Source organism: Diaphorobacter sp. HDW4A (assembly GCF_011305995.1).
GTDB lineage: Bacteria > Pseudomonadota > Gammaproteobacteria > Burkholderiales > Burkholderiaceae_C > Diaphorobacter_A.
This window is the reverse complement of the sequence record NZ_CP049910.1, coordinates 4,970,947-4,995,746: the sequence shown is the minus strand read 5'-3', so window position 1 is coordinate 4,995,746 and position 24,800 is coordinate 4,970,947. Positions and strand designations below refer to the sequence as shown.

Annotated in this window: 20 protein-coding genes and 1 pseudogene; 11 read left to right on the top strand and 10 right to left on the bottom strand. The window is 60.2% G+C overall.

The window, feature by feature from the left end; all coding sequences use genetic code 11:
- Positions 1-86 precede the first annotated feature (86 nt).
- The 3 genes from gyrB to dnaA form a co-directional block, all read right to left on the bottom strand.
- On the bottom strand, positions 87-2,699 hold the full coding sequence (gyrB, locus tag G7047_RS22940; RefSeq protein ID WP_166310318.1) for a DNA topoisomerase (ATP-hydrolyzing) subunit B: 2,613 nt from the start codon (positions 2,697-2,699) through the stop codon (positions 87-89).
- A 177-nt stretch (positions 2,700-2,876) separates the two neighbouring features.
- Positions 2,877-3,983: a DNA polymerase III subunit beta gene (dnaN, locus tag G7047_RS22935; protein WP_166310316.1), complete on the bottom strand. Its 1,107-nt coding sequence runs from the start codon at positions 3,981-3,983 to the stop codon at positions 2,877-2,879.
- 169 nt (positions 3,984-4,152) lie between these two features.
- Complete coding sequence (dnaA, locus tag G7047_RS22930) at positions 4,153-5,577, bottom strand: chromosomal replication initiator protein DnaA (protein WP_166310314.1); 1,425 nt, start codon at positions 5,575-5,577, stop codon at positions 4,153-4,155.
- A gap of 385 nt (positions 5,578-5,962) precedes the next feature.
- Between dnaA and rpmH the strand changes: the two genes are divergently transcribed.
- The 7 genes from rpmH to G7047_RS22895 all read left to right on the top strand — a co-directional run bounded on the left by rpmH (position 5,963) and on the right by G7047_RS22895 (position 12,985).
- Positions 5,963-6,097 carry a 50S ribosomal protein L34 gene (gene rpmH, locus G7047_RS22925; protein ID WP_005798102.1) on the top strand — a complete coding sequence of 45 codons (135 nt, stop codon included), beginning with the start codon at positions 5,963-5,965 and terminating at the stop codon, positions 6,095-6,097.
- 89 nt (positions 6,098-6,186) lie between these two features.
- Positions 6,187-6,705 carry a ribonuclease P protein component gene (locus G7047_RS22920; protein ID WP_166310312.1) on the top strand — a complete coding sequence of 173 codons (519 nt, stop codon included), beginning with the start codon at positions 6,187-6,189 and terminating at the stop codon, positions 6,703-6,705.
- Positions 6,702-7,007: a membrane protein insertion efficiency factor YidD gene (yidD, locus tag G7047_RS22915; RefSeq protein WP_371813820.1), complete on the top strand. Its 306-nt coding sequence runs from the start codon at positions 6,702-6,704 to the stop codon at positions 7,005-7,007. The genes G7047_RS22920 and yidD overlap by 4 nt, the downstream gene beginning before the upstream one ends.
- A complete protein-coding gene (gene yidC / locus G7047_RS22910) occupies positions 7,004-8,710 on the top strand; it encodes a membrane protein insertase YidC (RefSeq protein ID WP_166310310.1) in 1,707 nt (568 codons plus the stop codon). The genes yidD and yidC overlap by 4 nt, the downstream gene beginning before the upstream one ends.
- A 186-nt stretch (positions 8,711-8,896) precedes the next feature.
- On the top strand, positions 8,897-10,483 hold the full coding sequence (locus tag G7047_RS22905; protein ID WP_166310308.1) for an ABC transporter substrate-binding protein: 1,587 nt from the start codon (positions 8,897-8,899) through the stop codon (positions 10,481-10,483).
- Positions 10,484-10,715: 232 nt separating this feature from the next.
- Positions 10,716-11,921, top strand: a complete 1,206-nt coding sequence (locus G7047_RS22900; RefSeq protein ID WP_166310306.1) for a site-specific integrase — start codon at positions 10,716-10,718, stop codon at positions 11,919-11,921.
- The gene (locus G7047_RS22895) at positions 11,918-12,985 is read left to right on the top strand and encodes a YhcG family protein (RefSeq protein ID WP_166310304.1); all 1,068 of its coding nucleotides are present in this window, start codon (positions 11,918-11,920) and stop codon (positions 12,983-12,985) included. The genes G7047_RS22900 and G7047_RS22895 overlap by 4 nt, the downstream gene beginning before the upstream one ends.
- Before the next feature lie 197 nt (positions 12,986-13,182).
- Here G7047_RS22895 and G7047_RS22890 read toward each other — a convergent pair whose 3' ends face one another.
- The gene (locus G7047_RS22890) at positions 13,183-14,430 is read right to left on the bottom strand and encodes a hypothetical protein (protein WP_166310302.1); all 1,248 of its coding nucleotides are present in this window, start codon (positions 14,428-14,430) and stop codon (positions 13,183-13,185) included.
- A 381-nt stretch (positions 14,431-14,811) separates the two neighbouring features.
- Between G7047_RS22890 and G7047_RS22885 the strand changes: the two genes are divergently transcribed.
- Positions 14,812-15,162, top strand: a complete 351-nt coding sequence (locus G7047_RS22885; RefSeq protein WP_166310300.1) for a DUF2958 domain-containing protein — start codon at positions 14,812-14,814, stop codon at positions 15,160-15,162.
- 61 nt (positions 15,163-15,223) lie between these two features.
- Here the strand turns inward: G7047_RS22885 and G7047_RS22880 are convergent, their stop codons facing one another.
- A complete protein-coding gene (locus tag G7047_RS22880; RefSeq protein WP_166310298.1) occupies positions 15,224-16,150 on the bottom strand; it encodes a hypothetical protein in 927 nt (308 codons plus the stop codon).
- Positions 16,151-16,854: 704 nt separating this feature from the next.
- Here G7047_RS22880 and G7047_RS22875 point away from each other — a divergent pair.
- The 3 genes and pseudogenes from G7047_RS22875 to G7047_RS22865 all read left to right on the top strand — a co-directional run bounded on the left by G7047_RS22875 (position 16,855) and on the right by G7047_RS22865 (position 20,041).
- On the top strand, positions 16,855-17,679 hold the full coding sequence (locus G7047_RS22875) for a DUF932 domain-containing protein (protein ID WP_166310296.1): 825 nt from the start codon (positions 16,855-16,857) through the stop codon (positions 17,677-17,679).
- A gap of 77 nt (positions 17,680-17,756) precedes the next feature.
- Positions 17,757-19,790, top strand: coding sequence for a ParB/RepB/Spo0J family partition protein (locus G7047_RS22870; RefSeq protein ID WP_166310294.1), 2,034 nt, complete (start codon positions 17,757-17,759; stop codon positions 19,788-19,790).
- A gap of 60 nt (positions 19,791-19,850) precedes the next feature.
- Positions 19,851-20,041: pseudogene (locus G7047_RS22865) on the top strand (hypothetical protein).
- A gap of 176 nt (positions 20,042-20,217) precedes the next feature.
- On the opposite strand, the gene G7047_RS22860 reads toward G7047_RS22865, so the two are convergent.
- Genes G7047_RS22860 through G7047_RS22840 form a run of 5 tightly spaced genes read right to left on the bottom strand, consistent with a single transcriptional unit; the run spans position 20,218 to position 24,269 of the window.
- Complete coding sequence (locus G7047_RS22860) at positions 20,218-20,775, bottom strand: 3'-5' exonuclease (RefSeq protein WP_166310292.1); 558 nt, start codon at positions 20,773-20,775, stop codon at positions 20,218-20,220.
- A complete protein-coding gene (locus G7047_RS22855) occupies positions 20,772-21,935 on the bottom strand; it encodes a hypothetical protein (RefSeq protein WP_166310290.1) in 1,164 nt (387 codons plus the stop codon). The genes G7047_RS22860 and G7047_RS22855 overlap by 4 nt, the downstream gene beginning before the upstream one ends.
- A complete protein-coding gene (locus G7047_RS22850) occupies positions 21,935-22,831 on the bottom strand; it encodes an ATP-binding protein (protein ID WP_166310288.1) in 897 nt (298 codons plus the stop codon). The genes G7047_RS22855 and G7047_RS22850 overlap by 1 nt, the downstream gene beginning before the upstream one ends.
- Entirely contained in the window at positions 22,828-23,322 is a 495-nt protein-coding gene (locus G7047_RS22845; protein ID WP_059895301.1) for a hypothetical protein, read from the bottom strand. The genes G7047_RS22850 and G7047_RS22845 overlap by 4 nt, the downstream gene beginning before the upstream one ends.
- On the bottom strand, positions 23,319-24,269 hold the full coding sequence (locus G7047_RS22840; RefSeq protein ID WP_166310286.1) for a CBASS oligonucleotide cyclase: 951 nt from the start codon (positions 24,267-24,269) through the stop codon (positions 23,319-23,321). The genes G7047_RS22845 and G7047_RS22840 overlap by 4 nt, the downstream gene beginning before the upstream one ends.
- Positions 24,270-24,800: the final 531 nt, after the last annotated feature.

Sequence of the window (24,800 nt, the reverse complement as noted above, 5' to 3'; positions counted from 1 at the left end):
AAAAAAAGCCACCGAGCAATGCGCTTGGCGGCTTTTAGTTTTAGGGACAACCGTTTCTCAACGGATGCTGTCACCGACGCGAAAAATCAAACGTCGATATTCCCTGCCCTGAGCGCATTCGTCTCAATGAAATCCCGACGCGGCTCGACCTCATCTCCCATCAGCATCGTGAACACACGATCCGCTTCAATCGCGTCATCGATCTGTACGCGCAGCAGGCGGCGCACTGCGGGGTCCATGGTGGTTTCCCAGAGCTGTTCGGGGTTCATTTCGCCGAGACCCTTGTAGCGCTGGCGGGCGGTGGTGCGTTCGGCTTCGGAGATCAGCCATTGCATGGCGCCGCGGAAGTCGGTGATCTTTTCTTCCTTGGCTTTTTCGCCTTCGCCGCGGGTGGCCTTGGCGCCTTCGCCGATGAGGCTGCGGAAGAGGTGGGCTTCTTCGCTCAGGGCAGCGTAGTCGGCGCCGTGCACGAAGTCCTGCGTGATGATGCTGCTCTTGATGTTGCCGTGGTGGTGGCGGCTGATGCGCAGGATGGGTTTGTCGGTGCGGACGTCGAATTCACCGGCCACGTCGGCGGGGATGCCGTTGGTGTTGAGTTCGCGCAGCTTGGCTTGCAGTTGCACGGCGCTGGCTTCGGCGTCTTGCAGGGTGTCAAGCTTGATTTCGACGCCGTCGGCAATGGCGCGCAGGGCTTCTGCGTCCATAAAGGCGGAGAGGCGGTCAATCACGTGTTCGGCGTGCTGGTGCTTGTTGGCCAGATCCGCCAGTTCTTCGCCTTGCAGCACGCGGCTGTTGGTGCCGCCCGTGGAGATGCTGGCGTGATTCAGGGCCACGCGCAGGAGGTAGGCGTCGAGCGCTGCGGCGTCCTTCAGGTACAGCTCTTCCTTGCCGCTCTTGACCTTGTAGAGCGGTGGCTGGGCGATGTAGATGTGGCCGCGTTCGCACAGCTCGGGCATCTGGCGGTAGAAGAAGGTGAGCAGCAGGGTGCGGATGTGGGCGCCGTCAACGTCGGCGTCGGTCATGATGATGATGCGGTGGTAGCGCAGCTTGTTTGGATCGAAGTCGTCCGAGGTGCTCTTGCCGCTTTCCACGCTGGCCTTGCCGATGCCGGTGCCCAGAGCGGTGATCAGGGTGATGATTTCCTGGCTGGAGAGCAGCTTTTCGTAGCGGGCTTTTTCGACGTTCAGGATCTTGCCGCGCAGGGGTAGGATGGCCTGGAACTTGCGGTCGCGGCCCTGCTTGGCGGAGCCGCCGGCGGAGTCACCCTCGACGATGTAGATTTCGCACAGCGATGGGTCTTTTTCCTGGCAGTCGGCCAGTTTACCGGGTAGGCCCATGCCGTCGAGCACGCCCTTGCGGCGTGTCATTTCGCGGGCCTTGCGGGCGGCTTCGCGGGCGCGGGCGGCTTCGACGATCTTGCCGCAGAGGATCTTGGCGTCGTTCGGCTTTTCTTCGAGGTAGTCCATCAGCGCCTTGGCGACGATGTCTTCCACGGGCGCGCGCACTTCGGAGCTGACCAGCTTATCCTTGGTCTGGCTCGAGAACTTGGGCTCGGGCACCTTCACGGAGAGCACGCAGCACAGGCCTTCGCGCATGTCGTCGCCCGAGACTTCGACCTTGGCTTTCTTGGCGAACTCGTTCTGTTCGATGTACTTGCCGATCACGCGGGTCATCGCGGCGCGCAGGCCGGTCAGGTGGGTGCCGCCGTCACGCTGGGGGATGTTGTTGGTGAAGCAGAGCACCTGCTCGCCGTAGCTCTCGTTCCACTGCATGGCGACTTCGACGCCGATTTCGGTGCCGGGAATGCCGCCGTAGGTTTCAGCAGGGCGTGTGCCGATGGCGTGGAAGGCCGTGGGGTGCAGCACTTTCTTGGTGCCGTTGATGTATTCGACGAAGCCCTTGACGCCACCGGCGCCGGAGAAGTCGTCTTCCTTGCCGGTGCGCTCATCGATCAGACGAATGCGCACGCCATTGTTCAGGAACGAAAGTTCGCGCAGGCGCTTGGCGAGGATTTCGTAATGGAAGTCGAAGTTTTCCTTGAAGATGTCGGTGTCGGGCAGGAAGCGCACTTCGGTGCCGCGCTTTTCTGTCGGGCCGACGATCTTCATGGGGGAGATTTCAACGCCGTCCACGACTTCGATGATGCGGTCCTGCACGAAGCCACGCGAGAAGTCGATCTGGTGGATCTGGCCGTCGCGGCGCACCACGAGCTTGAGCTTGATCGAGAGCGCATTCACGCACGACACACCCACGCCGTGCAGACCGCCCGAGACCTTGTAGCTGTTCTGGTTGAACTTGCCGCCCGCGTGCAGTTCGGTCAGCGCGATTTCGGCGGCCGAGCGCTTGGGCTCGTGCTTGTCGTCCATCTTCACGCCCGTGGGAATGCCGCGGCCGTTGTCGATGACGCTGACGGAGTTGTCGGTGTGGATGGTGACGACGATGTCGTCACAGAAACCGGCGAGGGCTTCGTCGATGGAGTTGTCCACCACTTCGAACACGAGATGGTGCAGACCGGTGCCGTCGGAGGTGTCTCCGATGTACATGCCGGGACGCTTGCGCACGGCCTCCAGGCCTTCGAGGATCTGGATCGCGCCTTCGCCGTAGCCATCACTGCCGGTTGCCGCAGGTGCTGGCGCGGGCGATGCGCCGTTGTTCGCGGTGGGCTCTTCGGGGGTGGGCTGCGTGTTCTCTGCGGTCATGGAGGAATGCTTTCTCTCGTGCACCTGAGCGTCCCGGAGGGCGGTCAGTGTAAAAAATCGTTCAAAAATTCAGTCCATCAAATGATCAAATGGCTGCCATCGCCCGAATAACAAGCCATGGCAGCCCTGATGATGAAATGATGTGTGGCTCAGTGCGTCGGTGTGCGTCCCTGGACCTTAGATGCGCATCGGCATCACCACGTACTTGAAGTGATCGTTGTCGGGGATGGTCAGCAGCGCGGAGCTGTTGTTGTCCGACAGTTCAACCTTGACCATGTCCTGACTCATGTTGGTGAGCGCGTCGATCAGGTAGCTCACATTGAAGCCGATTTCGATGGCGTCGCCGCCATAGTCGATATCGAGTTCGTCCACGGCTTCTTCCTGCTCGGCGTTGTTGGACGCCACGCGCAGCAGACCAGGTTCGAGGTTCAGGCGCACGCCCTTGAACTTGTCGCTGGTCATGATGGCGGTGCGCTGCAGGCTGGCCAGCAGCGGCGCGCGGCCGAGCGTGATGCTGTTCTTGTGGTTCTTGGGGATCACACGGTTGTAGTCGGGGAATTTGCCCTCGACCAGCTTGGTGACGAACTCCATGCCGCCGAACGAGAACTTGGCCTGGTTGTTGGCGAACTGCATCTCGATGGCGCCGTCAGCGTCCGACAGCAGGCGCTGCAGCTCGAGCACAGTCTTGCGCGGCAGGATCACTTCCTGTTTGGGCACTTCGACATCAAGCGTGGCCGACGAGAACGCAAGGCGGTGACCGTCGGTGGCCACCAGGCTCAGCGTATTGCCTTCGGCGACGAACAGGATGCCGTTCAGGTAGTAGCGGATGTCCTGCACGGCCATGGCGAAGGAGACCTGACCCATCAGGTTCTTCAGCACTTTCTGCGGCACGCTGAACGCGGGGCCGAATCCGGCGGCTTCCTGCACCAGCGGAAAGTCCTCGGCGGGCAGCGACTGCAGCGTGAAACGGCTCTTTCCACCCTTGAGGATGAGCTTGTTCTGGCTGGTCTCCAGGCTCACGGTCTGGTCCGAGGGCATGGTCTTCAGGATGTCGATGACTTTTCGCACGCCGACCGTGGTGGTGAATTCGCCCGTGTCGCCGCCGAGTTCGGCGGTGGTGCGGATCTGAATTTCCAGATCACTGGTGGTGAGCTGCAAGGCATTTCCGGTCTTGCGGATCAGCACGTTCGCCAGGATGGGCAAGGTGTGACGGCGTTCGACGATGCCGGACACCGATTGCAATACTGCGAGGACCTTGTCTTGTGTTGCCTTCAGGACAATCATGTCTTCAACCTTGGTTGGTTTTGGAGTGCAAAAAGGAATGCGAAAAACGTTGGCGGGCGATGGGTATGCATTGGGGCTTGCTCCCTCTCAAGAGCCCGGCCCGCTCGCCCCACATGGCATTTTGCCTGTGATCTGAAACAAATTTCGTGGCAATTCATCACGGAACAGATTACCCCTTGAGCGTCTGTTCCAGCACATGCAATTGCTGGTTGAGTTCGGTCAGTTGCTGGCGCTCTCCGGCAATCTTGCGCACCGCGTGCAGCACGGTCGTGTGATCGCGGCCGCCGAACAGCTCGCCGATTTCGGGCAGGCTCTTCTGTGTCAGCTCCTTGGCCAGGTACATGGCAATCTGGCGCGGGCGGGCGATGCTGGCAGGGCGCTTCTTGCTGTACATATCGGCGACCTTGATCTTGTAGTAGTCGGCCACCGTCTTCTGGATGTTTTCCACAGAGATCTGGCGATTCTGGATCGACAGCAGATCACGCAGCGCCTCGCGGGCCAGTTGGATCGACACTTCCTTCTGATTGAAGCGCGAATAGGCCAGGATCTTGCGCAGCGCGCCTTCAAGCTCACGCACGTTGGAGCGCACGTTCTTCGCGACGAAGAAGGCCACTTCCTCGGGCATGTCGGCGTTCTCGACGCGGGCCTTGTTGATCAGGATCGCGACGCGCATTTCCAGCTCGGGCGGCTCGATGGCCACGGTGAGGCCGGAGTCGAAGCGCGAGACCAGACGTTCGTGGATATTGGCCAGACCCTTGGGGTAGGTGTCCGACGTCATCACGATGTGGCTCTTCTTGGCGAGCAGGGCTTCGAACGCATTGAAGAATTCTTCCTGCGTGCGGTCCTTGTTTGCAAAAAATTGCACATCGTCAATCAGCAGCAGATCGAGCGAGTGATAGCGAGCCTTGAAATCGTCGAAGGTCCGGCGCTGGTAGGCTTTGACCACATCCGAGACGAACTGCTCGGCGTGGATGTAGAGAACTTTGGCGTCCGGCTTGTCGGCCAGAAGCTTGTTGCCTACGGCGTGCACCAAGTGGGTCTTACCCAGACCGACGCCGCCATAGATGAATAGCGGGTTGTAGAGGTGTCCGGGCGACGCGGCCACATGCATGGCGGCGGAGCGGGCCATGCGGTTGGCGGTACCCTCGACCAGCGAGTCGAATGTGAGTGCTGGGTTCAGGCGCGAGCGGAACGGCGTGGCTCCACCATCTTCGCCGGTGGGCGAGCTGACCTCGGGGGCCGCTACGGGTTCGGGCTGTGCGACAGGTTGCGGCGGAATGTATTTGCGGACAACGCTTTCCCGCTGAGCGAGAGCTAGCTCCAGAGGAATTGGCTGGCCGTACAGGCCTTCGAGGATTGCTGCGATGCGCCCCGCATACTGTGCGCGGATCCAGTCCAGCTTGAACCGGTTGGCCACGAACAGGGTGACCTTGGAGAGGTCGGGCTCCACCTTGGCTGCGAGTGGTTTGATCCAGGTGTTGAACTGCATCTCTGGCAGCTCCTGAGAGAGCTGCTCCACGCATGCCTGCCACAGGCCTTGCCCGGCGTCGGAGCCGGACTCGTCGTGGGCGGTGTTGGAAGGTTCCTCAATCATTTCAGGGGAATTCTAGTTGTGGATAGGAGGAACATTGAAGGGCACCCATTGTAGCTTCCAGGAATAGTTATCCACAATTTTTCCGCACATCATCCTCATATCTATCCACGCTTTTGGAGGGGTTTGCCCGGGACCGCCCTTGCACCAACCCGTAAAAAAACGACAATTCCCGGGGATTGCAAGAATCCTCCAAGCCTGCAATAATCTCGGGTTTCCCTGAACCCGTTCAGGGTGATCCAGCCCGGGCGGGTCATTGGAGAGAGGTTTTTGGAATCCAGATTTTGGAATCCAAAAGCAGTCTCAGATGATTGGCTTGGGAATTCTGGCGGGCTGATCGGCCGATCGAAGCCGGGCCTGTAACTGAACTATCAAGGAATTTTGAATCATGAAACGCACATACCAGCCTTCCAAGACCCGCCGCGCACGTACCCACGGCTTCCTGGTCCGCATGAAGACCCGTGGCGGCCGCGCCGTCATCAACGCTCGCCGCGCCAAGGGCCGCAAGCGTCTGGCTGTCTAAGGTCTTGCTGACTGATGGGTTGGGCTCCACGTGAGCCTGACCCCGGTTGCAAGTCCTTCCAATCCGCGCAGGGCGTTGCTTTGGCGCTTATGCACCGATTGAAAACCCGCCCCCAGTTTCAGGCTGCCATGGCGGGTGGAACTGTTTCCCGCACCCAGCACTTTGCCCTGCATCGTCTGGGTCTGGTGCTGCAGCATGCAGAAGCCTCCAAGGCTTTGGCTGAGGAAACAAGCAAATCCACAGACGGGTCTGGCCGCGTGTCGCAAGAGCATCACGCTGCACAGGCCCTGTTTGCCCTTCCTGCCAGCGAATCGCAAGGCCCATGGCTGGGCGCGATGGTGCCCAAGCGTTGGGCTCGTCGCGCCGTCACGCGCAATGCCATCAAGCGTCAGATCTATGTGGCGGGGGGCGACTTCGAGTCGCAATTGCCAGTTGCTGCGCATGTGGTGCGTCTGCGCTCGGGCTTCGATCGCAAGCAGTTTCCAAGCGCCACTTCGGACGCCCTGAAGGCGGCCGTGCGCGAAGAGCTGCAGAAGCTGTTCGCCTATGCCGTGCGACAGCAGCCATCCTCGCGGGAGCCCCATTCCCCCAAGGGGAGCCGATCATGATCGTGCGCAACGCACTCATGGCGCTGGTGCGAGGCTATCGGCTGCTGCTTAGCCCTTGGCTTGGCTCGGCTTGCCGCTTCGAGCCGACCTGTTCGGTTTATGCTCTCGAGGCTTTGGAAAAACATGGTGCAGCAGGCGGCAGCTATCTGACGATTGCCCGGCTTGCGCGCTGTCATCCCTGGTGTGACGGAGGGCACGATCCTGTGCCGCAGGAGCCGCCGCGTGCAACGCGGCTGTTCTCGCGACATGTGCCGCCGCCTTCCTCCTCTTCATCCGCTTCCTCTTCTACGAAGACTTCATGAACGATATTCGCCGCACCATACTGTGGGTGATATTTGCCTTCTCGCTGGTTCTCCTGTGGGACAAGTGGCAAGTACATAACGGCCAGAAAGCCACCTTCTTCCCTGTACCGCAGGCCCAGAGCGCCAAGTCGCCCGCGAGCGCCGCCTCCGGCGCGGCTGACGCGACCGTGCCGACGGCCTCAGCCGCCGCTGCTGCGGGCTCTGGCGCCTCTGACGTGCCCGGTGCCACTGGTGCACCGGCCGCTCCTGCTGCCGTGCCGCGCCAGAACGTGGTCGTCGCAAACGACGTGCTGCGCCTGACCTTCGACAGCGAAGGCGGCACGCTCAAGCACGCCGAGCTGCTCAAGTATTTCGACAAGTCCACGCCTCCCCAGCCCGTGGTGCTGTTCGACGACTCGGCCACGCACAAGTATCTGAGCCAGTCCGGTCTGATCGGCGGCACCTTCCCGACCCACAAGACCGCGATGACCGTGCAACCCGGCGCGCGCGAATTGAAGGACGGTCAGGATTCCGTGCAACTGCGCTTCGAATCCGCCGAAGTCGGTGGCGTGAAGCTGGTCAAGACCTACACGCTCAAGCGCGGCGCCTACGACGTGGCTGTGCAGCACGATGTCGTGAACAACAGCGGCGCTGCCGTGAACCCGCGCCTGTATATGCAGCTGGTGCGCGACAACACCGAGTCCGGCGATCAGACGCCGTTCTACTCGACGTTCACCGGCCCGGCCGTGTATTCCGCCGAGAAGAAGTACCAGAAGGTCACTTTCAAGGACATCGACAACAACAAGGTGAGCATCGAGAAGACGTCCGATGCGGGCTTTGTGGCGATGGTGCAGCACTACTTCGCGAGCGCCTGGCTGCTGGGTGACGGCACACAGCGCGAGAACTTCGTGAACAAGGTGGGCGACAAGCTCTACGCCGCCGGCATGATCACGCCGGTGGGCACTGTGGAGCCAGGCCAGACCAAGACGCTCAACGCACGCCTGTTCGCGGGACCTCAGGTCGAGCCCGTGCTGGAATCGCTGGCCCCTGGCCTCGAGCTGGTCAAGGACTACGGCTGGCTGACCATTCTGGCCAAGCCGCTGTACTGGCTGCTGTCCGAACTGCACAAGTTCATCGGCAACTGGGGCTGGTCCATCGTCGCTCTGGTGCTGCTGCTGAAGATCGCTTTCTACTGGTTCAACGCCAAGGCCTACTCTTCGATGGCCAAGATGAAGGCGATCAACCCCAAGATTCAGGAAATGCGCGAGCGCCTGAAGGACAAGCCGCAGCAGATGCAGCAGGAGATGATGCGCATCTACCGCGAGGAGAAGGTCAACCCGATGGGTGGCTGCTTGCCCATCGTGATCCAGATGCCGGTATTCATGGCGCTTTACTGGGTGCTGCAGTCCAGCGTGGAAATCCGCAATGCGCCATGGATTGGCTGGATCCATGACCTCTCGGTGCCCGATCCGTTCTTCATCCTGCCGTTGCTGATGATGATGTCGTCGCTGCTGCAGACCGCGCTGAACCCGGCGCCACCGGACCCGATGCAGGCCAAGCTCATGTGGATCATGCCGCTGATGTTCTCGGTGATGTTCTTCTTCTTCCCGGCCGGCCTCGTGCTGTACTGGCTGACGAACAACATCCTGTCGATCGCACAGCAGTGGATCATCAACACTCGCATGGGAGTGCCACCCCAATTCAACTTACCGAAATTCAAGTAATTGAATGGCATGAAAAACGCTTGATCGCTTGAGCGTTTATCCCTAGCTAAAACGCACAAAGGCCGCTACGCGGCCTTTGTCGTTTTCGGTAGCATGCAAGTCTCTTTGTCCGTGATGGCACAACCCTTGCAAGCAGAGACGATTGCCAATTCACGGGCATGACCTCAACACCTAGGAGTCAGGGATATGAATCGAGGAGCGAGTATCAAGCGGGGAATTCTTGCGGCAGCGCTGCTGGCGGCCATCGGCAGCTCGGCCAGCGCCGTGACCCTGCGCACGGCCGGTGCGAATGACATTCTCACCACTGACCCCATGTCGCAGAACCACCAGACCACGCATGCCTACATGCAGCAGATCTACGAAAGCCTGGTGCGATACGACGACAAGTACCAGACCGTTCCGGCTCTGGCCACCAAATGGACGCAGGTCTCCCCCACACAGGTGCGCTTTGAACTGCGCAAGGGCGTGAAATTCCATGATGGTGCGCCGTTCACCGCAGACGATGTGGTGTTCTCGTTGACCCGCGCGGGCACCAAACCGTCCAACATGATCGCCTCCGTGGCGAGCATTCAGGAAGCCAAGAAGGTCGACGACTTCACCGTCGACCTGATCCTCAAGGGCCCCAACCCGACCCTGCTGCGCGACCTGACCGAGGCGCGCATCATGAACAAGGCATGGGCCGAGAAGAACAACTCGATGAAGTCGCAGGACTACGCGAGCAAGGAGGAAAACTTCGCCTCCCGCAACGCCAACGGTACGGGCCCCTTCCAGCTCGTGAGCTGGCAGCCTGACGTGAAGTTGGTGCTCAAGAAGAATCCGAACTGGTGGGATCAGCCCAAGGGCAACATTGACGAGGTCGTGTTCACCCCCATCAAGTCCGCCGCCACCCGCTCGGCCGCGCTGATCTCCGGCCAGGTCGACTTCGTGGTCGATCCACCGCCGCAGGACTTGGCCCGTATGAAGGCCAGCCCCGACATCAAGATCATCGAAGGCGCGGAAAACCGCACCATCTATCTGGGTCTCGACCAGTTCCGCGACGAACTCCCCGGCGCAGGCACCCCGGGCAAGAACCCGCTCAAGGACAAGCGCGTGCGCCAGGCCCTGTATCAGGCCATCGACATCGCCGGCATCCACGACCGCACCATGCGCGGCCTGTCCGTCAACGCGGGCGTCATGGTCGCGCCGATGGTCCATGGCTCGACCAAGGAGCTCGATGCACGTGCCTCCAAGTACGACGTCGAGGCAGCCAAGAAGCTGCTGGCCGACGCGGGCTATCCGAGCGGCTTCTCGCTGAACCTCGAATGCCCGAATGACCGCTACGTGAACGACGAAGCCATCTGCCAGGCCGTGACGGCCATGTGGACCCGCATCGGCGTGAAGACCAACCTCAAGACCGCGCCGATGGCGCAGTACGTCACCCGCGTGATGAATGCCGAAGTGAGTGCCTACCTATTCGGCTGGGGTGTCGCCACATTCGACTCGCTGTACTCGCTCGACGCCCTCATGGCCACCCGAGATGGCAAAGGCGTGGGCTCCTACAACGCCGGTCGCTTCAGCGATGCGAAGCTCGATGGCATGATCAATCAGATCAAGGTTGAAATGGACCCTGCCAAGCGCGACGCGCTCATCAATGACTCGCTCAAGCTGGTCAAGGACGAGTATTACTACCTCCCCGTCCACCACCAGATCCGCCCCTGGGCCATGCGCAAGGGTGTGACCACACAGCACCGCGCGGACGACCGCCCGATGCCGAACTGGACGACACTCAAATGATTTGCTGAGCAGCCCGTCGACTATGCTTGCAAAGCCCGCGAAAGCGGGCTTTTTTCATTTCACCATGACTCCAGCACCGAACTTCGCTGGACTACGCCGAAGCCCGATACAGCAGGTTTATCAATAACTTAGGCGAGTTCAACATATGCCGGTGCTTTCCGAAACCTGACCCGGCTTCCCTTCTGATGGCCCCTACGAGGCTCCTGGGAACTGGGCCTTCCGAGGAGTCATCATGGCGAAAATCAAGCTCACCAAGTCCGCCGTCGAGGCGGCACAACCCGAAGCGCAGGCCGTCGAACTCCGGGACACACTGGTGCCCGGCTTCCTGTGCAAGGTTACACCAGCAGGCCGCAAGGTCTTCATGCTCCAGTACCGCACGAACGCGGGCGAGCGGCGCAAGCCCGCCCTGGGCCTGTTCGGGGAATTGACCGTCGAGCAAGCCCGCTCGCTTGCCCAGGAATGGCTGGCGCAGGTACGCCGGGGCGGCGACCCGGCCGCCGACAAGGCGGCGGCGCGCAAGGCGCCCACGGTCAAGGAACTGTGCGAAAAGTTCATGGAGGATCACTCCAAGCAGCGCAACAAGACCAGCACCCAGCGGGGATATCAGGCGGTCATCGACCGTTGCATCGTCCCGATGCTCGGCCGCATGAAGGTGCAGGACGTGAAGCGGCCTGACGTGGCTCTAGCCATGAAGAAGATGGCCCACAAGCCAGCCGAGGCGAACCGCACCTTCAGCGTCATGCGCAAGATGTTCAACCTGGCCGAGGTGTGGGGCTATCGGCCCGACGGCACCAACCCGTGCCGTCATGTTCCGATGTACCCCAACGGCAAGGCCACTCACCTCATCAGTGACGAGGAGATGGGCAAGCTGTTCCGGTATCTCGACTTTCTGGAAACCGATGGCCTGGGGTTGGATCACGCCATCTTGCCGCTGGCGATCCGGCTGCAATTCGAGTTCGCCGGCCGTCGCTCCGAAATCGTCACGCTGCAGTGGGATTGGGTGGATCTGGAAAATCGGCGCGTGGTCTGGCCCGACAGTAAGACCGGCGGCATGTCCAAGCCCTTGAGCGCGGAAGCCTATCAGCTACTGTCTACCGCACCACGCCAGGACGGGTGCCCGCACGTGTTCCCGTCCCCGAACCATCCGGGGCAGCACATGACCACGGGCGAGTATTACAGCGGCTGGACGCGCATCCTCAAGCGGGCCGGCGTGACCCATGTGGGCACGCATGGCATCCGCCACCGCTCGGCCACTGACATCGCCAATTCCGGTATCCCGGTCAAGGTTGGCATGGCGCTGACGGCGCACAAGACCGTGGCGATGTTCATGCGCTACGTCCACACCGAGGACAAGCCGGTCCGCGAAGCGGCCGAGTTGGTAGCGAACCGGCGCAAGACCATTACCGGAGCGCGACAGGCCGAGGGAGTAATGGCATGACCCCGCGCAAGACATCGGTGGCATCGTCCGCAGCGCCATCGGCGCTGCTGGGCGACATTCGGGCACTGATCAAGGCGGCGCGCAAGCGCGCCGCCTCGACGGTGAACAGCGAGTTGACGATGCTTTACTGGCGCATCGGCCAGCGCATCCGCACACAGGTTCTGGACGGGCGCCGAGGTGCCTATGGCAAGGAGGTGCTGCCGACGCTGGCTGCGCAGTTGGTACAGGACTACGGCAGCAGCTTTGCCGAACAGAACCTGCGCCGCATGGTGCAGTTTGCGGCCACGTTCCCCGACGAGCAGATTCTCGTATCGCTGATACGAGAATTGAGCTGGACGCACTTCATCGCGCTGATCCCGCTGAAAGACCCGCTCCAGCGGGACTACTACGCTCAGATGGCCAGCACCGAACGCTGGAGCGTGCGGACGCTGCGCGAGCGCATCGACTCGATGCTGTATGAGCGCACGGTGCTGTCCAAGAAGCCGGACGAGACGATCACGCAGGAACTTGCGGCGATGCGCGATGCGCAGCGCATGTCGCCGGCCCTGGTCATGCGCGACCCGTACATCCTCGACTTCCTGGGATTGCGAGACGCCTGGCAGGAAGGCGATTTGGAGGCGGCGATCATTCGAGAAATGGAGTCGTTCCTGCTGGAGTTGGGCACGGGCTTCTCCTTCGTTGCCCGGCAGAAGCGTATCCAGATCGACAGCGAGGATTTCCACCTCGATCTGCTGTTCTACAACCGCAAGCTGCGCCGGCTGGTGGCCGTCGAATTAAAGATCGGCGAGTTCAAGGCCGCGTACAAGGGACAGATGGAACTTTACTTGCGCTGGCTGGACAGGCACGAGCGGGAGCCGGAAGAAGCCTCACCGCTGGGCATCATCCTTTGCACCGGCAAGAAGCGCGAACAGATCGAGTTGCTGGAACTGGACAAGTCAGGCATCCACGTTGCCGAGTATCTGACCAGCTTGCCGCCGCGTGTGGTTCTGGGCGAAAAGTTGCAGCAGGCGACCGAGCGGGCGCGGTTGCAGATCGAGCAGCGGCAGCCTGACGAAAAATACTGACCACAACGTCCGTGCAGTCGTACACCCCGACCAGAGCACAAGCATGTGGCAACGGTTCTTTTGCTCTATCGCGGCTTCATGCTCGTGTGCAATCACCATAGGCCGATAAGGAGTGGCTTGCGGCTCAAGGATGCGCGGACAGCAGCGCCATGTCCTCTGCCGATCGCTGCTTGAATTGAATAGATCCAATTGCCAAGTCAGTTGATTTTTTCAAAATACTCACGAATCAAATCATCATTTTTGAAATACGAATCAAGAACTTGAAGTAGAAACAGATCCCCGCCAATACTTATGTTGAACGGGATCATCGAATTATCTATTTTGAATGTTTTTATTTTCCTGTGCCCTTTTATGTTGGCATTGCTCAATCTTTCTTGGTAACTATCCAGCGTATATATGATAAATTCGTGATCTAGGTGAGTTATAAAAAAATCATCGTCTTTTGAACTGTATTCAAGATGGATGACTTGCGTGACGATGTCGTCGCCTGCCACTTCAAAATCCTCCATTAACTCCTCAAAAGTCAAACTTAGCTTCTCTGCATCGTGGTGAATCCACAGATTGTTCTCGTATTTGTCGGTAGAGTAGAACTTTGACAGTTTAGGCAGAGAGGATATTTTCAGTCGCAGCGGAGCGCCAAACTCCATCTCCTCCATTGCCGGCACATATTTGGAGATATAATCAATTCTGAATGCTATTTCGGACAACATTCCTTTTTCAATGAGTGCCTCGATAGAACTGAGCAGCTTCCTTGGAACGTTTATCCAGAAGTGTCGGCCTATGCGCTCATCGCGTATTGTCTGACTATCCTTGTCGTTGAATATTTGGATATTATTATTCAGGCTAACAAGGCTATATTTGGAGAATTGAGTATCTTCCTTTCTTATGTCAATGCCAATTTTCTCATACTCACTCTCAACTACCTTGGAATACTTTAGATCCAGCATTTCAATCCTTCCCTTGATTGATTGATGCTTGGAATACAGAATGCAGCCAATACGGTAATTTACGTAATTCTCTTCTATGTACGAAGATCCATCTTCGTTATGGATGTACTTGTAAGAGTTATTGAAGATTTCTAGCGTCCCAGGATACTCATTGAGATAATTTTTCAGGTGATCTATTAACTGCTGAATCGTTTTTATGGCCAATCGCTTTTCCACTAGATCAAGCTGCGGTGTATAAAACATAGCTGCGGTTGGATGGCCGCGCTTGGCTTCAAATTCTTTCAGAATGGCCGCCTTCTCATTCATGCAGCCCTCTGTGTAAGCACGCATTACGTCTGCCTGAAAGCTCTCCTTTGCCAGCGAGGTTCCGATGAGGGGAAGCAATTTATTGACAAAGATTGGATCTTTGTCAATAAAGGCGTATTCAAATTTCCCCAAGTTGAATTCTGCGATTTTTGCTGAAGACAATTCATTGATTTTTTCAAAGATACTTTTCATATTTTTACCCTAAACTTATCGTATTCCAAATAATAAGCGACGGAACCTTGGGCGTCTCCACTTCGTGGATCACACTGCTCCAGGTTCACTATTCGCTCATCCCTGACTGGACTGGCATAGCCAGCCTTCCACATCGACGACGCCTTCGGCCCGACACTGCGATCCGGGCCTGCGCGCTCCGCTTGCCTGGTGGTCGATAGGCCAAGTGTTGTGAGCGGTCTTGCCGTTTCCTTCATCGTGCCACGGCGTTCTCGCCGTCAATGACTGCGCGTGCAGGCACGCTTGCGGCCTAGCGGCCGTCTGCGATCTTTGACTGCTTGCGCTGCGCCGTGCCCCGGAAGGGCTGGGCAATTCCGCCCGGCAACCTTTCAGGAGTTCACCATGAACCAGGCATTCATCACTGACGAGCAGCGCATCGTGATGTTGGCCAACGGCCGCGCATCTTTGGAGAATCCGGACTTCGATCCGGCACCCGTGGTCAAGCTGTTCACGCCGGATGTCGACGCGACCTGGCTGCTGACCGAGATTGATCCCGATGACCACGACCACGCTTTCGGGCTTTGCGACCTGGGCCTGGGCATGCCGGAACTCGGCTGGGTCAGCTTGAACGAGCTGGCGAGCGTGCGCGGCGGGCTGGGCCTGCCGATCGAGCGCGACCTGTCTTTCCGGGCCGAGAAGCGGTTGAGCGCCTATGCGCGCGATGCGCGGCAAGCCGGGCGGATCGTTGTCTGACCCAGCCCTGGGCGGATGGCCCAGCAGCGCATCCCATATCGGGATGCGCTTTGCCTTATCGTCAGCGAGGCCAGTCGTCGCTGCGAACGCCTTCAAAGAAGTCGGGGCCGACTTCGATACGCAGCGATGAGTGGCGGCGCAAAATTTTCTGCGCTATCTCGGGCGAAGCGTAGTCCGTGAAGTCGAGGAGGTAGCCGTAGACCATGTCACCGCTACTGCCGTCCAGCTCCATTGCTTCTACGTCGGCCAGATTGCCGACCTCATGCAGTTCGAGGCCCAGCAGTTCGGAATAGGCTTGCGATACGCTGCGCGGCGGTGGCTCGCCGTCGTAGTCGTCATCCCCCCAGTTCGTATCAAGTTCCGCTTTGGTGACTTGGCAATCCACTGACCCAAAGCACTGGCTGCCCAGACGTTCCACTGCCAGTAAGCCTTCCACGTTCACTTTGTGGCCTGCATAGGGACGCTCAGTGTCGATACCCAAGCCCACATGGCCATCCAGGTCGATTTCCAGCGAGCTGCCAACGGGGACGTTTTCAGCCTCGACCTCGAAATCGAAATAGACCTCATCAATGCCGTCGTAATTGGCGTTGGCCATCTCGCTGTTCACGTCATCGTCTTCGATGACCACCTGATCCACATGCTCGCGCAGATAGTTATCGAAGTCTGCGTAAGAGGCGTGAATGTGTGTATGAGGTGCCCGTTCCTTGAAAGCAGCGTCGATCAGCTCATGCAGTTGGCTTGGCGTGGGGGCCGCGCCAAGTTCGCTAGCGCGCTGATCGAGCTTGTCGTAGTCGAGTACAACGTGGTGGACGTTGCTCAAATCTTGGGGTTCGAGTGCGGCTACCTGCGCTGCCTGGTAGGCGGCAAGGCTCTTGTAGCCAAGTACAGCAACGATGAGTTGCTGTGCGTGGCCAAGCTGCACAGGTGCGGCCACGGATGCGCTGTTCTTGCGAACAGAATGGGCAAGGTCGGAAATGCCGATGGGCATACGATTCTCCTGATTTCAGCGCAGACCAATCGAGCGATTACTTGGCCTACGCCCAGGCGATATCGCATGGTGGTGGCAAGAAATATGGGGAAAGCAGAACGCAGTCTTGATTGAGCCGCTCGAAGCTCAGGCGGACAAGGCCTTATCCACATTGTCCGCGAAAAATCGGCCAAAGACAAATCCTGCGATTCCCAAACTGCTGGGCGTCCCCGGCCACCTGGGAGATGGCCGGGCGCGCTGTCGTGCTGCGCATCGAACCCCCTTCGGGGTTTCGCCCCTGTTGGGCTTCCATCGTTCCCTCGCTCCGCTCGGCTGACGCCTCCGGCCCGGCTTCCAGCTTCGGGCCTGCGCGCTTCGCTTGCCGTACGGTTCGGCACACAGAGGCGGCCGTTGCCATGTCCAGCCGTCTTCCCTGACTCCATCACCTTGTCCGCGACTGTAGCCCGCGGCCGTGTGCCATCAAGGCGCGCAGGGCCGTGTCCTCGGCTACGCCTGCGGGCCGCACCAACCCTGCGCTTGTCTCCTTGACGGCCCCCGTCCGCGCGCTCCTGACCGTCGCGGGCGATGAACTCAGGAAGACGGTGGCAACAGGGCCAGCCGGGTTCTTCGTGCCAACCGCACCAAACAGCCACAAGGCTGGGCTCCGAATCTTGGAATCCGGTGTGCGGTTTTCTTCAACAGCCATTTTTGTTCAGGAGAACGACATGCTTGCAACCCGTTTCGCTTCCCATTCCCCCGCACTGCGCAGCGACTACCCGCTGTCCGATGACCAGATTCACCGGGTGGCCCCGTCCATCTTCGCGGATGCCCCGCATGAGAGCCGTTCGCAGCGATACGCCTATATCCCCACAGCGGCGGTGCTGACCGAACTTCGCAAGGAAGGGTTTCAGCCCTTCATGGTGACGCAAACCCGCGTACGCGATGAAGGCAAGCGCGAGCACACGAAACACATGCTGCGCCTGCGCCATGCCAGCCAGATCAACGGGGCGGAAGCCAACGAAATCATTCTGCTGAACTCGCACGATGGCACGAGCAGCTACCAGATGCTGGCGGGGCAGTTCCGGTTTGTGTGCAGCAATGGGCTGGTGTGCGGTGACACCGTGGCAGACGTGCGCGTCCCCCACAAAGGCGACGTAGCGGGCCAGGTCATCGAAGGCGCCTTCGAGGTGCTGCACGGCTTTGACCGCGTGAAGGAGTCGCGCGACCTGATGCGCGGCATCACCTTGGACGATGGCGAATCGGAGGTGTTCGCCCGTGCCGCGCTGGCCCTCAAGTACGACGACCCGAATAAGCCCGCGCCCGTTACCGAATCGCAAATCCTGATGCCGCGCCGGTTTGAAGACCGCCGCCCCGATCTGTGGAGCGTGTTCAACCGCACCCAAGAAAATCTGACCAAAGGCGGATTGCATGGCCGCAGCGCCAACGGACGCCGCCAGCAGACCCGGCCCGTGCAGGGCATTGATTCGGACATTCGCCTCAATCGCGCCCTGTGGCTGCTGGCCGATGGTATGCGCGCCCTCAAAGCCTGACCCCCTTTTCGACGTTTTCCCCGCCGGAGGGGCGGTTTCCCCTCCATTCCCTTGTTTCACTCGATTGGAGATTCACCATGAACGCCGTTACCTACACCGAGGCCCAAGCCGTCAACACTGCAGCCAGCAGCGCCGCCAACGTGCTGCAAGCCGCCGACCCAAGCAAGCACATGATCCTGGTGCCGTTGTCGCGGCTGGTGCTGCGCCCCACGGGCCGCAACGTGCGCAAGACCCCGCGCATGTCCATCCCTGAACTGGCCGCATCCATCCAGCGCGTGGGCCTTCTGCAAAACCTGATCGTGATTGCATCCGCCGATGGCGAGCATTACGAAGTCGTGGCCGGTGGCCGTCGCCTTGCCGCCCTCAAACTGCTGGCGAAGAAACACCGCATCGCCAAGGATTGGAATGTGCCTTGCCTGCAGGTGGCCGATGGCACGGCCCGCACCGCCAGCCTCACCGAGAACGTGCAGCGCGAAGCGATGCACCCGGCAGACCAGTTTGAAGCCTTCGCAGCGCTGGTGGCTGAGGGGCGACCCATCGAGGACATTGCGGCGGATTTCTCCGTCACGCCGCTGGTGGTGCAGCGCCGTCTGAAACTGGCGAATGTTTCTCCGCGCCTGATGGACGACTACCGCGCCGATGCCGTCACGCTGGATCAGTTGATGGCCCTGGCCATCACAGACGACCACGCCGCGCAGGAGGCCGCGTTCTACGATGCGCCGCAGTGGCAGCGCAACCCCTCCGCGCTGCGCGAGCGCCTGACCGAGCGCGAGATTGGGGCCTCGCATCCGCTGGTGCGCTTCGTCGGGCTGGATGCCTACGAAGCCGCAGGCGGCGGCATTCGCCGCGACCTGTTCGCGGAAGGCGATGCGGGCGTGTACGTCTCCGACACCGTGCTGTTGGAAACGCTGGTGCGCGGGAAGCTGACCGGCATGGCCGACACCGTCCGCGCCGAGGGCTGGGCCTGGGTGGTCGCTACCCCCACCATGACCCATGCCGACCTGCAAGCCTTCCAGCGTGCCCCGAGGGAGCGGGGCACCCCGAACAAGCGCGAGGCGCAGCGCATCGAGCGGCTGCAAGAGAAGATGCAGGCCGTAGGCGTTGCCGTGGATGCAGCGATGGACGCCGACGACGAGGACAAGGCCGAAGCCCTGCAAGAGGAAGGCGAAGCCCTGGGCGAGCAGTTGCAGGCGCTGGAAGACGGCTTGCAGGGCTACAGCGCGAGCGTGAAAGCCGCAGCCGGTGCCATCGTCACCATCGACCGCAGCGGGGACGCCGTGATCCATCGCGGGCTGCTGCGCGAGGCCGAGGCCAAGGCGCTGCGCACGCTGGAGAAGCTGCGCCACGGCTTTGCCGAGGGTGAAGGTACGAACGACGACCACATCGAAGTGGCGGAAGAAGCCCAGGCCCCCGCCGTCTCCGACCGGCTGGCGCAGCGCCTGAGTGCGCACCGCACCGCCGCGCTGCAAATCGAAGTCGCCCGGCATCCGCAAGCGGCGCTGGCCGCGCTGGTGCATGGCATGGTGCAGAGCGTCTTGCAGAGGCGCTACTACGGGCAGGACATGCCGATGGGGGTTCGCCTCACGGTGCAAGACCGACTGGAAGGCATGGCCCCGGACTGGCCGGAATCACCCGCCGCTGTGGCGCTGCGCGAGGTACAGCAGGCATGGGGCGACAAGCTGCCCGAGGACAGCGCCGAACTGTTCGCCGCGCTGCTGGCGATGGAACAAGGCGAGTTGGTCCAACTGCTGGCCGTGTGCGTGGCGGGGGCGGTGGACGCGGTGACGCCTCGCGCCACGCCGCACCAGCCCGGCGCGGAACTGGCGCAGGCCGTGGGCCTCGACATGGCCGCATGGTGGAAGCCGAGCGCGGAAGGCTACTTCAAGCACGTTCCGAAGGCTGCAATCCTGCAAGCTGTCGGCGAGTTCGCGCCGGATCAGGTCACCCGGCTGGGCAAGCTCAAGAAGACTGACATTGCCAGCGAGGCCGAGCGGCTGACCGAGGGCACGGGCTGGATGCCTGCCATCTTCAAGGCAGAGGGGCCGCAGGAGGCCGCATCGGAAGAAGCCCCCGCCGTGGCGGATGAAGCGGCCGAAGAGTTGGCCGCTTGACCCTCGATGCAGACCAGCGCCCCGGCCCCGGCCGGGGCGTTGGCTTGCAGGAACCAGACCATGCCCACCACTGACTCCATGAGCCGCCCACGCATGGCGGCGATCTATGCACCGGGCACGGCGCAGGCGACGTGCCCGGTTACCGTCCGCCCTCGGGCTGGACGGCCCGCGCCGACCTCGCGGATGTTCATCCCATCACGGGCCGCGCCTTGCCGCGTGCCGTGTGGTGGGTTATTGAGACGAAGGAATGACGCCAGCACCCGGTCCAAGCCGTTTCGACCTGGGCCGGGTGGATTCAAAAATCCGGGCGCGGCAGTGGCCGCGCCCGGTGTTCAAGGCCAACAGCCGCACCAAAAATGCCGCTGCCTTCGCGGTGGCTCAGGCGGTGGCGTTGAAGGCATCCACCCCACGGAAGCGGCGAAGCAAATCAGCCGCGCGACGGTTGCGAGATGCTTCGGACCAAACGGAACAGCTCAGCTTGGTACTGCGCGTCATGCAATGCCTGATGGTCGCCCCTGGACTTGGGATGTAGTCGAGCTGCCATCTGACTTGAGCGCGTGTCTGCCCAACTTGAGCCCGTCGCGCCCATATAGAGTGCTTTGATGTCCAAGGCTGCAAAGCCAAATGGGTTTGATTGAAGGTAACGGTGGAAATAGTAGTTAACGAATGACCAGTCGAACGGCGCATTCAACCCAACGAACACTGGCGTTCCATCGTTGCCGGCGACATCGGCCACCCAGTCCCGAAACTGCTGCATTGCGACCTCTGGGCGTAGCCCCTCGTTAGCAAGTTTCTCCAGGGAGAGTCCGGTCACCTCCATGGCCTTCGGATCGGCGTTGAGCGAGATGGGCTTTAGCGCGCACGAAAACACCTGCTCGGGGTTGTCAACGTTGCACGCGCCGATCGTGAGCATGCTGTACTCACCGGGGATTGGCCCCGACGTTTCGACGTCCACTGACAGAAAGATTTCGTGCTTTTGGCTCATGGGATTAGCGGATCTGGGGAGACGAGAGGAGGACGGTTCTTGATAGCGTTCCAATGTCGGCGAAACTCTTGCCGACGCTCTTCTGCGGTGCCTATCGTCTTCCACCGATGACCTGACAGCGAGTAGATGTCAAACGGAGACTCGGTCCCATCTTTAGACAACAGCATGGTCTGCAAGCCCCGGCCCAGGGCATAGCCTAGTTCGATGAAGCAGTTTGGTCGCACGCCCGTAATGTCGGCGAGGACCACGCTGCTGCGATGTAGCTTCTTGAAGATCTCTTCATCGATGCGAGCATGGTCGTAGGGCTGATTTCCATCGATCACAGTGAGCTTGTATCCCAATTCCCCTTCGATGACAGGCTGAACCACAACATCGAAGAAGCCCTGAACGTCGTTGTAGTCCGGGTGTGAGGGATTCAGCAGCCGGACCACAAAAGCCTTGGGAGGTACCAAATCCTCCAAGAGGCCGAGCACGTCACGCACGCCATCGCTCACCGTCTTACCTGCGTACATCTCAATGCGGTTGAGCCAGCTCTGCGGAGTAGCCGTGCCTTCGGTTTGGAACAGGCGCTGCGCATTGCTGCCGGACATTCCGAACTCGAAGAGACGGGATGCTCCGGTAGTTGCCGGTCCGAGGCCGAAATTCAATGGAATTACTGGCTTACCCGCATCGTGATACAAGTTCGCGAGGAACAAGACACCTTCTCCGCCGCCAACGGCAATCAGGATGTCGCCATGCTGTGCCTGGACTTCCATGCGTTTACTGGCCATGTTCCAGTGCGCCGCACTCTCGATCTGCACCAACGGCGATACCCGCATGGCATCCCACACTGAACGGTGCTCAGCCGGTATCTGGGCTTCGTTCTTGTGGTGCTTGACCGCGATGACCAGCGGTCCTGGTGCGTCAGCTGGCCGGCGCACCAAATTGCTGTGAATGGCTTCCCACACCAGCCAGTCGAAACAGATGGGTTGGCCGTCAGCGCGATTCTTCTCCGCGTCGACAGGGATGACAAAGGTGGCACCCTTGCCAAGCAGATCCAGCACCAAGGCCTTCACGAACTCGCGAGCTCGAGTCACCTCGGCCGCCGTTGCAATGTTGGCATCCTCGACGATGCTGCCGGTGATGTGAATCCGGCGACCAAACAACGCAGAGCGCGGCATTATTTGTCCTCCATGACGGGCGATGGCCGCAGTGCGTTTGCGACATCGATCAAATCCTTGTGGGTCAATGCGCGATCTGGGAAGGCCTGGGCCAGCGCAGCCGGATACAGACGGGTGCGGATGTCGGAGAAGGTCCAACCCGGCTGTTTGTTTCGCGCGCCGGTGGCTGCGACCAGTTCCTTGATCTCCCGCTCAGTGAGGCCGACACCTTCCAAGTCCATGGTCAGCAGGGCTTGGCGCTCACTGTCGTCGGGGCGAGTGAATTCCTCGACAATGGCTGCGCGGCGCTGGAGCGCGGGATCGAGCACAGACAGGCGATTGGTACACAGGAACACCACAATGCGGCCACCGAACCGGCGCAGATCGTCGACACCTTGAATCAGCGTGTTCACAGCTACCTTATCCTCATGGTGGCTGTGCTCCTGGTTGCGTGAGGCAGCCAACGAGTCGCCCTCATCAATGATCAGGAAGGCGCGCCGCGCCTTGCCTGCCGCTTGAACGACTTCGTGGAAGGCTTGGGTCAGGAGGGTCCCCATCTCGCCCACCTTGCCGCTACCTCGGACCCGGTTGCTCAGCTTGAAAAGCAGTGCATCCTCAGTGCGCGACTCCTTAGCCAGTCGGTTTGCAATGCACTCAGCGGTAGCAGTCTTGCCAGTTCCCACGTCGCCGTGGAAGATCACAAGCGGGTACTGCTCAGCGACCAGGTCACACAGGAGCAGCTTTTTTTTGTGCTTGGTCTGACTCCAAGCCCCCAACTCGCCGAGATTGAGTAAGAGCCGCAACTGGTCGTGGATCTTTCGGTACCGTCCATCGAAGCCGAGCAGCGTCTTTTCACGTGCGGCCAGCGAGGAATCGGGGAGAGGCAACTTGCCGTCAAAAATGCTGGGTTGGGTCACAGGCTGAAGTCCTTGCGCTGCATGCCGTAGCCGTTGCTGACATAGTCACGGTTGGCGTTAGAAGTGAGGGTCGAGTGACTTAGGTCAACCGTGGACGGCACCCAGTTGATCTTGAGCTTCGGCGCCATCTTTTCTTTGGCCGCATTGTCGTAGTCGCTGGTATACGACAAGACGATGCGCAACTCGGGACTGGGAACCTGCGGCCACATCACCCCGCCGGGGCGGCTCGTTGTCAGCTCACCCGAGGCCACGTTTACCTCGAAGCAAGTCGCTTTCTGCTCCAGACCAAAGCTCAGCAGAGTCAGATCAACCTTCTTCAAGAAGCCGTTTTTTGCCAAGACCTCAATATCGTGCCCCCAACTCCGGGCTTTTTCTTCGGTGATCGCTCCCGTGCTAGAGGCGATCATGACGAGGTCGGCCGTTACCCGGCGCATGACAACTTCGATGTCGGCGACCGAGTAGGTCTCCGTTGCGGCATACGTGTAACTCATTCTTCCTCCTCGACCTTGAAGCGCGGGCCGAACAGCTCTTTCCAGATTTCAATGTCGTCTTCCATGGACGCGAAGTTCGCCGTCTCCCAGGCCTCCAAGGCGGCCGCGACGATCTCCTTGCGTTCGTCCTCGGAAATGCGGCTGGCTACATTGTTGGTATTGCATACCGGGTCGAGGATCACAACCGGATCGGTGAAGCTCGGGAACACCAGCCCGTTTTCGGGGAAGGTGATGACCTCTTTCAGGCCGGATTGCGCGATGTAGAGCAGGAAGTCCCGGAAACGCTTCTCGATGGACCCGTCCTTGCCGTTCTTTGCAAGTACGTGGGCCATGATCAGCTCAATCGTGAACGACTTGAGCGGCTTCAGTTCGACCCGATTGCGCCATTTCTTGGCCAAGCGCACGAGGGTACGAAAGTCGGGGTCGATGTCTTTGCGGTCACGCACGAACTTGATCTGGCACGGCGCGCAAGTCTGCACTTTCGTGCCGTCATGGATGTCGAACTGCCAACCGTATCCAGCGCGTGCGGGATCTTCAATGACGGGCACGATGTCCACGCTGAGACCCGAGCCGATGAAGGTCACGGTCGCGGCCTTTCGTTGGATCTCGAAATTCTCGACCGACTTATTGGGGTACAACTTGATCATCGCATCGTAGATAAGCTCGGTCAGGCTGGCCAAGCTTTCCTTATCGACGCTGCGACCGGAGATGTAGAAGACCACGTCAACGTCAACGGGATCCTCGGACGTCTTGCGCAGGATCGTGTATTTGGCGAACGACCCTGCCTTCACCACCTTGGTAATCTTGATCTCGCTCTGCTCATGCACACGCTTGGTCAGTGCACTAATCAAACGATCAACCTGCGCGTGGTATTCCTTGCGCTTATCTTCAGGAAGGCGCAGCACAGTGCTGTCGTAGTAGCGGATTTCCGTGTTGTTCAGTGGCAAGTTCTTCTCCTCCCGCCGAGTGCAGAAAGGGGTTGCACTCAATGCTTTCGTTCTAAAACAGCACGCAACCGCGCGCCCCGATGCCGCACCCTGATTTGATCGAGTCTGGCCGACTAATAGCCCAAGGCAAGGCGTCCCCAGCAGGATACTTGGGGAGGATTGGCAAAGTTTCAAGATGCGTCTTTTGTCATATTCAAGTAAATGATGCCTCTGACGGTTTGAAGGCCCAATTAACGGCCGCTGAAGCTCTACAACGAGATGCATAAGTAGTGCGTGTCGGTGCATGCACCGCCGGGCTCTCCGTCCATGCCGTCACGCCTTCGCGCCTGCGACGCTGCGCGCTGCGCCTGCCTCCAGGGGGCAGCCTTACAGGCTATCCCCGCCGCGCACAGCTTGGCGCCCCGCAATACCGCCGAACCAGCTGCACCGGATCGGCTCGGCCAGCGCCCTGCTGCGATGAGCGGGGCGCTGGCGAACACGCCAGGGCTTGCTGCGGCAGGTTGTGCAAATGCGTGCCGTCCTCGACGCTGG

Excerpts from the sequence above, each read along its gene's own strand:
- yidC (WP_166310310.1), top strand. The coding sequence starts at position 7,004 with ATGAACGATATTCGCCGCACCATACTGTGGGTGATATTTGCCTTCTCG.
- G7047_RS22870 (WP_166310294.1), top strand. The coding sequence starts at position 17,757 with ATGAACGCCGTTACCTACACCGAGGCCCAAGCCGTCAACACTGCAGCC.
- G7047_RS22895 (WP_166310304.1), top strand. The coding sequence starts at position 11,918 with ATGACCCCGCGCAAGACATCGGTGGCATCGTCCGCAGCGCCATCGGCG.
- dnaA (WP_166310314.1), bottom strand. The coding sequence starts at position 5,577 with ATGATTGAGGAACCTTCCAACACCGCCCACGACGAGTCCGGCTCCGAC.
- G7047_RS22905 (WP_166310308.1), top strand. The coding sequence starts at position 8,897 with ATGAATCGAGGAGCGAGTATCAAGCGGGGAATTCTTGCGGCAGCGCTG.
- G7047_RS22900 (WP_166310306.1), top strand. The coding sequence starts at position 10,716 with ATGGCGAAAATCAAGCTCACCAAGTCCGCCGTCGAGGCGGCACAACCC.
- yidD (WP_371813820.1), top strand. The coding sequence starts at position 6,702 with ATGATCGTGCGCAACGCACTCATGGCGCTGGTGCGAGGCTATCGGCTG.
- rpmH (WP_005798102.1), top strand. The coding sequence starts at position 5,963 with ATGAAACGCACATACCAGCCTTCCAAGACCCGCCGCGCACGTACCCAC.
- gyrB (WP_166310318.1), bottom strand. The coding sequence starts at position 2,699 with ATGACCGCAGAGAACACGCAGCCCACCCCCGAAGAGCCCACCGCGAAC.
- G7047_RS22860 (WP_166310292.1), bottom strand. The coding sequence starts at position 20,775 with ATGAGCCAAAAGCACGAAATCTTTCTGTCAGTGGACGTCGAAACGTCG.
- G7047_RS22880 (WP_166310298.1), bottom strand. The coding sequence starts at position 16,150 with ATGCCCATCGGCATTTCCGACCTTGCCCATTCTGTTCGCAAGAACAGC.
- dnaN (WP_166310316.1), bottom strand. The coding sequence starts at position 3,983 with ATGATTGTCCTGAAGGCAACACAAGACAAGGTCCTCGCAGTATTGCAA.
- G7047_RS22875 (WP_166310296.1), top strand. The coding sequence starts at position 16,855 with ATGCTTGCAACCCGTTTCGCTTCCCATTCCCCCGCACTGCGCAGCGAC.
- G7047_RS22920 (WP_166310312.1), top strand. The coding sequence starts at position 6,187 with ATGCACCGATTGAAAACCCGCCCCCAGTTTCAGGCTGCCATGGCGGGT.
- G7047_RS22845 (WP_059895301.1), bottom strand. The coding sequence starts at position 23,322 with ATGAGTTACACGTATGCCGCAACGGAGACCTACTCGGTCGCCGACATC.
- G7047_RS22855 (WP_166310290.1), bottom strand. The coding sequence starts at position 21,935 with ATGCCGCGCTCTGCGTTGTTTGGTCGCCGGATTCACATCACCGGCAGC.
- G7047_RS22890 (WP_166310302.1), bottom strand. The coding sequence starts at position 14,430 with ATGAAAAGTATCTTTGAAAAAATCAATGAATTGTCTTCAGCAAAAATC.
- G7047_RS22885 (WP_166310300.1), top strand. The coding sequence starts at position 14,812 with ATGAACCAGGCATTCATCACTGACGAGCAGCGCATCGTGATGTTGGCC.